Genomic DNA, 12,099 nt, shown 5'->3' on the forward strand with positions numbered 1-12,099 from the left:
AAAAAGGGCGTAAATCGCCCCATTATTACACAGAAAACCATAGTCCACTGTGCAAAAAGGCCCACCTAGTTGTGAGCCTCTTTTAGAAACTTGGTAGCGGGAGCTGGATTTGAACCAACGACCTTCGGGTTATGAGCCCGACGAGCTACCAGACTGCTCCATCCCGCATCAACATGCAAAAATTATATACAATTTCTTGGCCATTTTCAATCTAAAACAACCTGAAGAATTGCCCTACTGAGTTGCATCTCAGAGGATTGGTAGCGGGAGCTGGATTTGAACCAACGACCTTCGGGTTATGAGCCCGACGAGCTACCAGACTGCTCCATCCCGCATCAACATCACAATGACTTTCAGACAAACTGCTTATATAGATTGTGCGCTATATAAGATTGGTAGCGGGGGCTGGATTTGAACCAACGACCTTCGGGTTATGAGCCCGACGAGCTACCAGACTGCTCCACCCCGCATCAATATGCAAATAGTTCTCTCAGCTTTAAAAGCTGTCCATTTAAAAGTTTGCATCTTAAAAATAGAATTGATTGGTAGCGGGAGCTGGATTTGAACCAACGACCTTCGGGTTATGAGCCCGACGAGCTACCAGACTGCTCCATCCCGCATCAACAGAGTTTTGCTGCATACACCAACTTATGTTCTGGATTATAAGTTGGTGCGGAAGGGGGGACTTGAACCCCCACGCCCGAAAGCACTACCACCTCAAGGTAGCGTGTCTACCAATTCCACCACCACCGCAGCTGTGACGCATTCTAGTCGCAACACGTCAAAAAAGAAAGCGCTAAATAAATTATTCAGCGCTTTTTGGTGCAGTTGGCGAAGTTTCAGCCGATTTTGCTGGCGCAGTCGGTACTGAAGAAATCGCATTCAGACTATAAGCATCTGTCGTTTGTTTCTTTGCAAACACAGCAAGTGTCAAGCTCGTAACAAAGAACAAAGCCGTTAAAATTGCAGTCAAACGGGTCATAAAGTTACCCGAACCAGATGCACCAAATACAGTTGCAGCACCGCCGCCACCAAAAGATGCACCCGCATCTGCGCCTTTACCATGCTGAACTAAAATCAGCACGATCATTAAAATCGCTAAGATAATATGTACCACCAGCACAAACGTATGCATGCTGAACTCCTAATTATTTTGTATTTGCAAATGCTTGAGCAATTTTATAAAACGACTCTGCATTTAATGATGCACCACCGACGAGCGCACCATTGATATCTGGACAGGCTGCCAACTCTACTGCATTTTCAGGTTTTACACTACCACCATAAAGAATTGCAGTATGAAGTCCCATTGGGGTGATTTGGCTTAAACCTTCACGAATTTTAGCATGCATCGCTTGTGCATCTTCAGGTGACGCTGTTTTCCCTGTGCCAATGGCCCAAATTGGCTCATAAGCCACCACAATTTGTTTCCACTGCTCTGCTTGTACGACAGCAGCAATATCACATATTTGTTGTAACACAACTTGTTCTGCTTGGCCGCTTTCACGTTGTTCTAAGCTTTCACCCACGCAATAAATCACAGTTAAACCCGCGTTTAATGCATTTTTTACTTTTTCATTAATGATATGCGGTTGATCAGCAAAAATTTCACGGCGTTCTGAATGACCAATCAGTACAAATTCAACACCATAATCTTTTAATAGCTCAGCACTGAGCTCACCCGTATATGCACCTGTACCTGCGACGCGAGAAACATCTTGTGCAACAGTCATAATATGACGGCTAGCCTGTGCTAATTCATTTTGCACCGTGGTCAGAGCAATAGCTGTTGGTGCAACCCCAATATGGCATGCCGCTTCAGCAATATTTTGTTCATCTAATAATTGCTTAAAATTCTTAAGAAGTGCGCCAGCATCGGCTTGCAATGGGTTCATTTTCCAGTTACCCACTACCCAAGGCGTAATCGTCGAACCCGACATATTTATCCCACATGACAAAGATGAAATCGGGCACATTCTACACGTAATTCATAATTTTGAAGATAAATTTCAACACATTTGCGTGTTCGAATGACTCTAGTCATTCCAAGATCTTCACTTTTCTGTAAAAAAATTAAGCAGATTTAAGGACTGGTTCATGCTTTTTACCAATTCTTAGCTAGTGACAACACTTTAAGATATGGTATTTTTGTGCAACAAAAGTATAATTTTGCTATACCAATTATAAACAGACTGAAGCATAGGCAAGTAAAAGCATGACAGCAGTTCAAGGTTCTTCAAGATTTACGGGGTTTATTCGTCGCTTAGTTGACGAAGGGCATCTGTCTGCCGAAAAAATGCAAACAGCGCTGCAAAATTCAAAAAAGGCTCATCAAGATATCGTGCCGCATTTGATTCAGGAATATCAACTTTCAGCACGCCTGATTGCAGAAACCATCTCGATAGAGTTCGGTGAACCGGTTTTTGATATTTCAACTTATGACACGTCTTTAATCATTCGTGATGAGTTTGAAGATAAGTTAATTACCAAGCATCGTATTTTGCCCATTTTTAAACATGGCAATTTGTTATTCGTTGCGATCAGTAATCCCACCAATATTGAAGCTGTAGATGCTATCCGATTTGGTAGTAAGCTGAATACCGAAACCATTATTGTTGAACATGACAAACTTGAAAAGTTAATTGAACAGAACTTCGCTGAAGAAAGTACTTTTGACTTTGATGATGACTTTGATCTTGATTTAGATAGTGAAACACCCGATCCATCTCAAGAAGATGAAGATGAAGCAACGGGTGATGAAGCACCGATTGTTAAGTACATCAATAAACTACTAGTCGACGCCATTCGCATGGGTGCATCCGACTTACATTTCGAACCCTATGAAAAGTCTTACCGCGTCCGCTACCGTGTCGATGGCGTATTAAGAACAATTACCAATCCGCCCTTGCAGCTCGCTACTCGACTTGCTTCGCGTTTAAAAGTCATGTCACAAATGGACATCTCTGAAAAACGTATACCTCAAGACGGTCGTATTAAGTTAAAGCTGTCAAAGAACAAAGCCATCGACTTCCGTGTGAACTCCTTACCGACCTTGTTTGGTGAAAAACTTGTTCTACGTATCCTTGACCCTTCTAGTGCGATGTTAGGGATTGATGCGTTGGGTTATGAACCGGATCAAAAAGAACTGTTCATGCAGGCTTTAGAAAAACCGCAAGGCATGTTGCTCATTACCGGTCCAACGGGTTCCGGTAAAACCGTATCTTTATATACAGGTCTAAACATTCTCAACCGTGAAGATACCAACATTTCAACGGCCGAAGATCCTGTGGAAATTAACTTAGAAGGGATCAATCAGGTCAACGTAAATAATAAAGTCGGCCTCACCTTCTCTGCAGCATTGAAGTCATTCTTACGTCAAGACCCTGATATTGTGATGGTCGGTGAGATTCGAGATTTAGAAACGGCTGAAATTGCCATTAAAGCAGCTCAAACGGGTCATATGGTGATGTCTACACTACATACCAATAGTGCACCTGAAACATTGACACGCTTACGCAATATGGGCGTGCCCTCATTTAACATTGCGACATCCGTGAACCTTGTCATTGCGCAGCGACTTGCGCGTCGCCTATGTTCACAATGTAAAGAAACAGTAGAGGTACCAAAACAAAGTCTACTGGAACTTGGTTTTACTGAAGACGATTTAAATACACCAGAATTTCAAATATACCAACCTGTCGGTTGTTCCGAATGCCGCGAAGGCTATAAAGGTCGTGTCGGTATATATGAAGTCATGAAAGTGACACCTGAAATTTCAAGAATTATTATGGAAGATGGCAATGCCTTACAAATTGCCGAAGCTTCAAATCAAGCAGGTTTTAACAATTTACGCCGTTCAGGCTTAATTAAGGTCATGCAGGGGGTGACTTCACTTCAAGAAGTCAATCGTGTGACCAGTGAGTAAGTGAATTAGTATTTAAAAATAAGGATAAATTCATGGCTGTAAAAAAAGCGCAGATGATGCCAACCTTCAGTTATGAAGGCGTGGATCGCAAAGGGGCGAAAATCAAAGGGGAAATGCCTTCGCGTAATATGGCTTTAGCCAAAGTCACTTTACGTAAGCAAGGCATCACCATTAAAACCATTCGAGAAAAACGCAAAAATATTCTCGAAGGCTTGATGAAAAAGAAAGTATCCACTTTGGATATCACGGTATTCACGCGCCAACTTGCAACCATGATGAAAGCCGGTGTACCGCTCGTTCAGGGTTTTGAAATCGTGGCGGAAGGCCTAGAAAACCCAGCCATGCGTGAAGTGGTCTTGGGGATCAAAGGTGAAGTTGAAGGCGGTAATACCTTTGCTGGTGCGCTGCGCAAATATCCGCAGTATTTCGATAACCTATTTTGCTCCTTGGTTGAATCAGGTGAACAGTCGGGTGCATTGGAAACCATGCTAGACCGTGTTGCCATTTACAAAGAAAAAAGTGAATTGCTTAAGCAAAAAATCAAAAAAGCCATGAAATACCCAGCAGCGGTCATCGTTGTCGCTGTTATTGTGACGATTATTTTGATGGTAAAAGTGGTTCCCGTATTCCAAGACTTGTTTTCATCATTTGGTGCAGACTTACCTGCCTTTACCAAAATGGTGGTCAACATGTCGGAATGGATGCAAAAATATTGGTTCTTCCTCATCATTGGAATTGGAGCTGTGATTGCTGGTTTCATGGAAGCGAAAAAACGTAGCAAGGCTTTCCGTGACTTCTTGGACAAAGCTGCACTGAAAGCACCGATTTTTGGTGATTTGGTTTATAAAGCAATTATTGCCCGCTACAGCCGTACCTTGGCAACCACATTTGCAGCCGGTGTACCCTTAATTGATGCGCTTGAATCAACTGCAGGTGCAACCAACAACGTGGTATATGAAACAGCTGTGTTAAAAATTCGTGAAGATGTGGCGACCGGCCAGCAATTGCAATTCGCCATGCGTGTCACCGATAAATTTCCACCTATGGCAGTCCAAATGGTCGCTATTGGTGAAGAGTCTGGTGCTTTAGATGCCATGCTAGATAAAGTGGCGACACATTATGAGAATGAAGTAGATAATGCCGTAGATGGCTTAACCTCGATGATGGAACCCTTAATTATGGCGGTACTGGGTGTCCTCGTTGGTGGTCTTGTGATTGCAATGTACCTTCCAATCTTCCAAATGGGTTCAGTGGTTGGTTAAAACCAAGAAAAGGAAATATTTTGTTTACTGATTATTTTAGCTACTTAATCAACAACCCAACTGCGATGTATATCGCAGTTGGGATTTTTAGTCTTTGCATCGGTAGTTTTTTGAATGTGGTGATTTACCGCACGCCGAAGATGATGGAACAAGAATGGCGCACAGATTGCCAACTATTTTTGCATCCAGACCAACCGATTATTGATGAAACCAAGATTACCCTGAGTACCCCTGCTTCAACCTGTCCAAAATGTAAAACGCCCATTCGTTGGTATCAAAACATTCCTGTCATCAGTTGGATTGTGTTACGTGGAAAATGTGGAAGTTGCCAAAACCCGATCAGTAGCCGTTATCCACTGATCGAGCTACTCACCATGGTCTGTGCGCTGATTGTTGTTGCAGTTTTTGGTCCAACCATCCAGATGCTGTTTGGTTTGGTGCTGACTTATGTCTTGATTGCCTTAACATTTATTGACTTTGACACCCAACTTTTACCTGACCGTTATACCCTTCCTTTGGCTGCACTCGGACTTGGCGTGAATAGCACTGCCATTTATACCTCTGCAACCTCAGCCATTTGGGGATATATCATCGGCTTCTTATGCCTATGGATCGTTTACTATTTATTTAAAATTATCACTGGCAAAGAAGGCATGGGCTATGGTGACTTTAAGCTTTTAGCTGCCTTGGGTGCATGGATGGGCCCTTTCCTGCTTCCACTGATTGTATTACTCTCTTCACTAGTGGGTGCAATCATTGGCATTATTTTGCTCAAAGTTCGTAAAGATAACCAACCTTTTGCATTTGGTCCCTATATTGCCATCGCCGGATGGATCGCCTTTTTATGGGGTGATCAAATTATGAAAATTTATTTGGGTCAATAAGGTCGTTGTATGACATTTGTCTTGGGTTTAACAGGTGGTATTGGTAGCGGTAAATCAGCTGCAAGCAATTGGTTTGAACTCCAAGGCATTCAAGTCGTCGATGCTGATATCGTTGCACGGGAAGTTGTCGAACCGGGGCAACCCGCACTGAATCAAATTCAGCAACAATTTGGTGATTGGGTTTTACTTGCAAATGGTGAGTTAAATCGGCGTGCATTACGCAAGCATATCTTTAAAGATCCTACAGCACGTCAAGCACTTGAAGCCATTACCCATCCTGCAATACGCCAGTCCATTATCCAACAATTAAACGAAGTCACTAGCCCCTATGTCATCTTGGTTTCACCACTATTATTTGAAACCAATCAACATGAATTGACCAATCACACCTTGCTGATTGATGCCACAGAACAATTGCAAATTCAGCGTGCATCACAGCGCGATGGTCAAAATATCGAGCAAATCCAAAAAATTATTCAAGTTCAAATGTCACGTCAGGAAAAGCAAAAAATCGCCGATGATATCGTGCTGAATGATGGTCATTTAGATCATCTATATGCGCAGCTTCGACCCTTGCATCTCAAGTACTTAGCGCACGCTGAAAAAAGCTAAATAAAAAAGCAGTCTTACTCAGACTGCTTTTTTTGTTGTTCGAGTTGCTGCTCTAGACTGTCCTTTCGCCCCAACCATTTCCACGGTTGAATCGCTCCAATCCCCATCCCGACTAATCCGCACACGATTGCAAAACTTAAAGGTTCATTTAGCAACGGCACCGCTAAAATCGCAGCAATAAAAGGTGCCAAAGTTACGATGCTTCCGGCTTTAAATGCACCTAAGCGCTTGATCGCCTCTACATACGTTAAAGTCGCAATAATCACCACAAAAACACCGTGAAAGAAGACTTGCCCAACGAGCTGCAGCGGCTCAGGATCGGACCAATGCTTTGGGAAAAATAGTAAGTAAATTGGCACAAATATCACAGCAGACCAAATCGCAACCCCCGCCATGGCATGCCAAGCAGAGAGCTTCCATTGCTTAAGCAATACCGTAAATATCCCCCACCAAATGGCACTGATAAAAAATAGCAAATCACCGAGACCAAATGCTACACCGGTTTCCACATACATCAAATAGCTCATTAAGCTAATGGCCGAAACCATAATGACCACACTGATCCAGGTATGCTTATCGAGCGGCTGCTTGAAGATCAAAAACGCGGCTATGGCTGTACATAAAGGAATACAACCATTGAGGAAAATTGCAGCATGGGCCGCAGGAGCATAATGAAATGCGCTATAGGCCGTTAAACAATAGGTCACCCCACCGAGCATAGCAAGGATAAAAGGCTCTTTTTTCCATAAAAAAGCCGTATCTTTTTTATAAATCAAAATTGGCATTAAGATGCAAAATGCCAAAGCAAACCTGAGCGCCGTGATATCCCAAGCACTGATTCCCCAATTGGCGCTTAAACGCGCCGTTAAGGTAAATCCACCCCAAATACACATGGTAATGAACACATATAAATAACCTTGCTTTTGAGGAGACATCATCACTGCTATTTCAATTTATTATTACGTTGACGACATGCTTCATACAATGCCATACCTGTCGCGACACTGACATTTAAGCTTTGCAAATTACCAGCCATTGGAATGTAAACAGTTTGATCACATTGCGCCTGCGTAATAGGACGTAAACCTGTATCTTCAGCGCCCATCACCACACATACACCCGTACCTGTGAAGTCAAAATTTTGAATCGGCAATGCTTTTTCATCTAGCATAGTGCCGACCACACGTACATTAAAGTCTTCTTTGATTTGAGCCAAGGTACGTGCCAAGTTCGTCACCTGAATAAACTTCACTTTTTCAGCACCACCTGCAGCAACTTTACGGGCTGTTGGGGTAAGCGTCGCTGAACGATCACGCGGTGCAATCACAGCTTCAACACCCATGGCTGCCGCTGTACGAATGCATGCACCAAGGTTATGTGGATCTGTAATATGATCTAATGCCAATAGCAACGCATTTGGATTGGCTTGTAATAAAGCCTCTAAATCTTTTTCGTTCAAAACTGGATGTGGACGTACAGCAGCAACCACACCTTGATGAAACGGTTGTCCCGCAAGTTTTTCCAAACTATCACGGCTAGCTTTTTGAATGCTGACACCAAACGGTTCTGCAAGCTCAAAAATACGTTTTAAACGCTGATCATCACGTCCTTTTAACGCAAATAAAGTTAAAACGCGTTCTGGCTCAAGTTCCAGTAATGACTCCACTGAATGAACGCCATAATAATATTCCGGTTTCGCCATGAACGACCTCTAAATTGCAAACTTCGATAAACTTTTGAACAGGGTATGACACCCCTAGAGCACAGCATAGGCTGCCAAAAAGAAAAATCCTGCAAAGCAAGCTTTACAGGATTTATGCTATGACACATAGTTTAACCGATTTGAGGTTAAAAAACTGTGCCTAAATTGATTGAATCGTTAGCCTTCTAAGTGGCACACATAATCCAACACTTCGTCTGTTTCAATTTTAAATCGGCTATTACCTGGCACGTAGAATGATTGACCCGCACGGAATAATTCGCTTTCTTCGCTATCTGCAATTTGAACACGACATTCACCTGAAATAATTTCCATACGTTCAGGTACATGGGTTTCAAAAGTCAGCGCTTGTTCAGTTGGAAGCAACACACCCAGTGTTTTCTTTGTTCCATCTTCAAATTGCACAGTATGGCTGATGCATAGACCGCCAAAATAAACATTTGATTTTTTGATTACCGATACATGATCAAACTGTGCTGACATGCGTTTTCTCCAGATAAAGCATATTTATAATATTTTGATCGATGTAGTTTAATTGTGCTGCAAAAACTAATCAATCTGTGTTGAAAACTGTGCGATAGATAATTACAAAAATCTGAGTACCGGATGTGCCCCAATTTCATCCCACCACCTCAACATTTAGAGTCTAAAACAAGCTGTGCTGTTGTACAAAATACTTTTTTGTTTCATCCACTAAAGTCCTAGTTAGGGTTGATCGAAACGCTGCAAACTCATTTCAAAAAAATAGCAGCGTGATGAATCATATTGGTGGATTTGAATGACCAAATCATGACGTTTTATGGCAATAACACGCTAGATTAAATACAAGAATACATACACAAACGTGTTTTGTGAGGACTTGGCAGGATGTTGGATGGTTTCAGCTCACGTTATGCAAGATCATCTACTCTTTGCATCACAACACTGCATGGATACAGCGGATAAGAAACTAATTTCTTGTTAAACTGAATTTAAGATAGAATTATGAGGTTTTTCGTCATCTTAAAATAAAACTTGTCTTGTGACTAAAACAAAACTTAATTATCTTTAACTAGAACTTTTCGCAGCTCGGATGCGTTTATGCTGACACATTTAACTCTGATCAATTTTGCATTAGCCGACCATTTAGCCATCGACATTGAACAAGGCTTTAATGTCCTGACGGGTGAAACGGGTGCAGGTAAATCTTTACTTCTAGACGCATTATCAGCTTGCTTAGGTGAACGTACAGACACCAACTATGTGCGCTATGGATCAGACAAAGCCGATGTGACAGCGACCTTTAGCTATCAAGAGCACAGCCCTGAAGCGCTTTGGCTCAAAGAACACGAACTAGATGATGAGTCAGGCGAAATCCATTTACGTCGCGTGATTTTTGCAACAGGTCGCAGCAAAGCATGGATTAATGGACGTCCGAGCAGCTTATCCGAATTAAAAGAAATTGGCCGCTTATTGGTACAACTCTATAGTCAACACAGCCAACAACAGCTCTTAGAACCGCCCTACCCAAAACATTGGCTAGATCGATATTACAATTTTTATCAGCCTGCTCAAGCCGTGCGTGATGCCTATAGCAAATGGCAAAAGGACATTCGTCAGCACCAAGCGGCACTTGATGCGCAAGCCACACGTAAGCAACGGATAGAAACGCTTGAACTTCAACTAGAAGAACTTGAAGACGTTGTGCAAACGGACTACAAGGAAATTGAGCAAGAATTTGACCGTCTCAGTCATCATGAACATATCATGCAGGATTGTAGCTATGGTCTAAATGCCCTCGATGACGCCGAGCAAAATATCAATCAAGAAATGGGCGCGATCATTCGTCGGATTGAATCGCATGCAGGACGTAGTGAACAACTTTCTGAAATTTATACATCGCTGCTGAACGCTCAAAGTGAAATTGAAGATGCGACAGCAAATTTACGTCAGTTTATTGATCGTCAAAGTTTCGATCCTGAACGTATGGACGAATTAAACACTAAACTCGAAGTTTTTCATCGCTTAGCGCGTAAATATCGTACTCAGCCTGAAGACTTAAAAAATGATTATGATGCGTGGCAACTTGAGCTAGAACAATTACATCAACTTGAAGATCCTGAAACCTTAGCTGAACAAGTAGAAGTGTCTCATCAAGACTTTTTAGTCAAAGCACAGCATTTGGATGATATTCGTCGTGAAGCGTCTACCCCATTGGCGAAGCAGTTGACTGAACAAGTGAAGCAGCTCGCGCTCCCAGAGGCTCATTTTGAATTTAAATTTGAGCCTCTAGAACAAGCTTCAAGTGAAGGTTTAAGCTTTATTCAACTTCTGTTCACCGCAAACAAAGGGATTCCTGCTCAGCCTTTAGCACGCGTGGCATCGGGGGGTGAATTGTCACGTATTGCATTAGTCATGCAAGTGATGAATGCTGAAAAAACCGAATCCGAAGTGTTAGTCTTTGATGAAATTGATGTCGGGATCAGTGGCGGAACAGCAGAAATTGTCGGACGTTTGTTGGCTGATTTGGCACAGCATGTTCAAATTTTATGTATTACTCACCAAGCCCAAGTCGCTGCTCAATCTGACCAACATCTCCTGGTGAAAAAACGTCAAACGGATCCTGCAAGCAGTACCATTATCGAATTAGAAGAAGATGATCGGATCCAAGAGCTGGCTCGAATGACTGGTGGTGTGGAGATTAGTCAAACGACCTTACAACACGCAAAACAGTTGCGACAATTAAAATTTCAACATAGTTAATTTTTGATGCTTTCAAAAAAGCCTGTGTATTCAAAGTACACAGGCTTTTTTCTTAAATACACTATTTGACAATCCCCTGATACACAAAGGCTTTCGAGCCTAAGCTATAGCGTAAATATTTATACTGCGGCTGATGTTGTTGATTGAGTAACATAACATCCACGTGTTTCGGACTGATTTTGAGATATTCATTACCGCTACGACGATCGGTTTCATAATGGCAGTCATAATCTACCGAGATTTGATCTAGTTTCTTTTGCTTAGTTTGAAATACATAAGATTTAAGTAACTGTTTTGGTCCAACTTCAACAGCTCTTAGATGATGTAGTCCACTGCAATTATCACCTTTATAATAACTCTTCACCAAATATACGGTTTTATTTTGGATGTTGACCGGCAAAATTTGATTGATATAGCCTGAGTCAAATTGATCTAAATGTTGCGTTTTTCCCGTTGCATATTGCACATAGCTGCTCCACTCCCCCATGGTGCCTCCACCAGACACATCAAAACTATAAAATTTAAGTTTTTTATCTGGTGAATATTGCACATGAACAAAACCTTGCTTTTCGAGTTGCGTAAATCCGTAGTGAAAACCGCTCGGATCTGCCGCAATGACATCCACAATTTCACGTTCTATCGCTTCATTGACCTCATAAAAATTTAAGTTTTTATATTTTTTAATCACCTGAGATTCATGTTTTTGTAAGTCAGCGCTTCCTGCAAAGCCTGAAATAGGTAGGCTTGCACAGAGTGCCATCCCTATTATTTTTGAATAATGTGTCATTGTTTTACCCTCAGTTTATCCTGCTATTTTAAGCAATCTCAGTCATCCATCACGTATATCTTCTCCTCACTTTTGTACTGCTGTTGTTCAAATCACCAATCATCGCTTCACAATTCACCACATTGCAGACCCGCCTGCACGATGAAGATTTTTAGCATGTCCCTCAC

General features: G+C 42.0%; 11 protein-coding genes and 5 tRNA genes. 5 read left to right on the top strand and 11 right to left on the bottom strand.

All coding sequences use genetic code 11. The features are described from left to right. Nucleotides 1-91 precede the first annotated feature (91 nt). From FTT77_RS12710 to tpiA, 7 genes are all read right to left on the bottom strand, one after another. A tRNA-Met gene (locus FTT77_RS12710) sits at nucleotides 92-168 on the bottom strand. Between the two features lie 90 nt (nucleotides 169-258). After that, nucleotides 259-335: transfer RNA gene (locus FTT77_RS12715), tRNA-Met, on the bottom strand. Between the two features lie 58 nt (nucleotides 336-393). Further along, nucleotides 394-470, bottom strand: a tRNA-Met gene (locus FTT77_RS12720). Nucleotides 471-543: 73 nt separating this feature from the next. Next, nucleotides 544-620: transfer RNA gene (locus tag FTT77_RS12725), tRNA-Met, on the bottom strand. A 48-nt stretch (nucleotides 621-668) separates the two neighbouring features. After that, nucleotides 669-753 (bottom strand) — tRNA-Leu (locus FTT77_RS12730). Between the two features lie 52 nt (nucleotides 754-805). Beyond that, entirely contained in the window at nucleotides 806-1,135 is a 330-nt protein-coding gene (gene secG, locus FTT77_RS12735; protein ID WP_078192560.1) for a preprotein translocase subunit SecG, read from the bottom strand. A 13-nt stretch (nucleotides 1,136-1,148) separates the two neighbouring features. Then, entirely contained in the window at nucleotides 1,149-1,940 is a 792-nt protein-coding gene (gene tpiA / locus FTT77_RS12740) for a triose-phosphate isomerase (RefSeq protein ID WP_180004673.1), read from the bottom strand. 275 nt (nucleotides 1,941-2,215) lie between these two features. Here tpiA and pilB point away from each other — a divergent pair, with 275 nt between their 5' ends. From pilB to coaE, 4 genes are all read left to right on the top strand, one after another. After that, nucleotides 2,216-3,925, top strand: a complete 1,710-nt coding sequence (gene pilB / locus FTT77_RS12745; protein ID WP_180026541.1) for a type IV-A pilus assembly ATPase PilB — start codon at nucleotides 2,216-2,218, stop codon at nucleotides 3,923-3,925. Between the two features lie 32 nt (nucleotides 3,926-3,957). Further along, nucleotides 3,958-5,187 carry a type II secretion system F family protein gene (locus FTT77_RS12750; protein WP_180026540.1) on the top strand — a complete coding sequence of 410 codons (1,230 nt, stop codon included), beginning with the start codon at nucleotides 3,958-3,960 and terminating at the stop codon, nucleotides 5,185-5,187. A 65-nt stretch (nucleotides 5,188-5,252) separates the two neighbouring features. Further along, nucleotides 5,253-6,071 carry an A24 family peptidase gene (locus tag FTT77_RS12755; RefSeq protein WP_180026549.1) on the top strand — a complete coding sequence of 273 codons (819 nt, stop codon included), beginning with the start codon at nucleotides 5,253-5,255 and terminating at the stop codon, nucleotides 6,069-6,071. Nucleotides 6,072-6,080: 9 nt separating this feature from the next. Continuing rightward, entirely contained in the window at nucleotides 6,081-6,683 is a 603-nt protein-coding gene (coaE, locus tag FTT77_RS12760) for a dephospho-CoA kinase (RefSeq protein WP_180026539.1), read from the top strand. A 14-nt stretch (nucleotides 6,684-6,697) separates the two neighbouring features. Here the strand turns inward: coaE and FTT77_RS12765 are convergent, their stop codons facing one another. From FTT77_RS12765 to FTT77_RS12775, 3 genes are all read right to left on the bottom strand, one after another. Then, nucleotides 6,698-7,618 (bottom strand): DMT family transporter, encoded by a 921-nt coding sequence (locus FTT77_RS12765; protein ID WP_373685444.1) that lies wholly within the window; start codon nucleotides 7,616-7,618, stop codon nucleotides 6,698-6,700. Between the two features lie 8 nt (nucleotides 7,619-7,626). Then, complete coding sequence (gene rlmB / locus FTT77_RS12770; RefSeq protein ID WP_180026537.1) at nucleotides 7,627-8,385, bottom strand: 23S rRNA (guanosine(2251)-2'-O)-methyltransferase RlmB; 759 nt, start codon at nucleotides 8,383-8,385, stop codon at nucleotides 7,627-7,629. A gap of 177 nt (nucleotides 8,386-8,562) precedes the next feature. After that, nucleotides 8,563-8,886: a pyrimidine/purine nucleoside phosphorylase gene (locus FTT77_RS12775; protein ID WP_067763086.1), complete on the bottom strand. Its 324-nt coding sequence runs from the start codon at nucleotides 8,884-8,886 to the stop codon at nucleotides 8,563-8,565. Between the two features lie 597 nt (nucleotides 8,887-9,483). On the opposite strand from FTT77_RS12775, the gene recN reads away from it, so the two are divergent. Next, nucleotides 9,484-11,145 carry a DNA repair protein RecN gene (recN, locus tag FTT77_RS12780; protein WP_180026536.1) on the top strand — a complete coding sequence of 554 codons (1,662 nt, stop codon included), beginning with the start codon at nucleotides 9,484-9,486 and terminating at the stop codon, nucleotides 11,143-11,145. A 61-nt stretch (nucleotides 11,146-11,206) separates the two neighbouring features. On the opposite strand, the gene FTT77_RS12785 is transcribed toward recN, so the two are convergent. Next, a complete protein-coding gene (locus tag FTT77_RS12785; RefSeq protein ID WP_180026535.1) occupies nucleotides 11,207-11,932 on the bottom strand; it encodes a hypothetical protein in 726 nt (241 codons plus the stop codon). Nucleotides 11,933-12,099: the final 167 nt, after the last annotated feature.

This window comes from Acinetobacter sp. YH01010 (genome assembly GCF_013420775.1).
Taxonomy (GTDB): Bacteria; Pseudomonadota; Gammaproteobacteria; order Pseudomonadales; family Moraxellaceae; genus Acinetobacter; species Acinetobacter amyesii.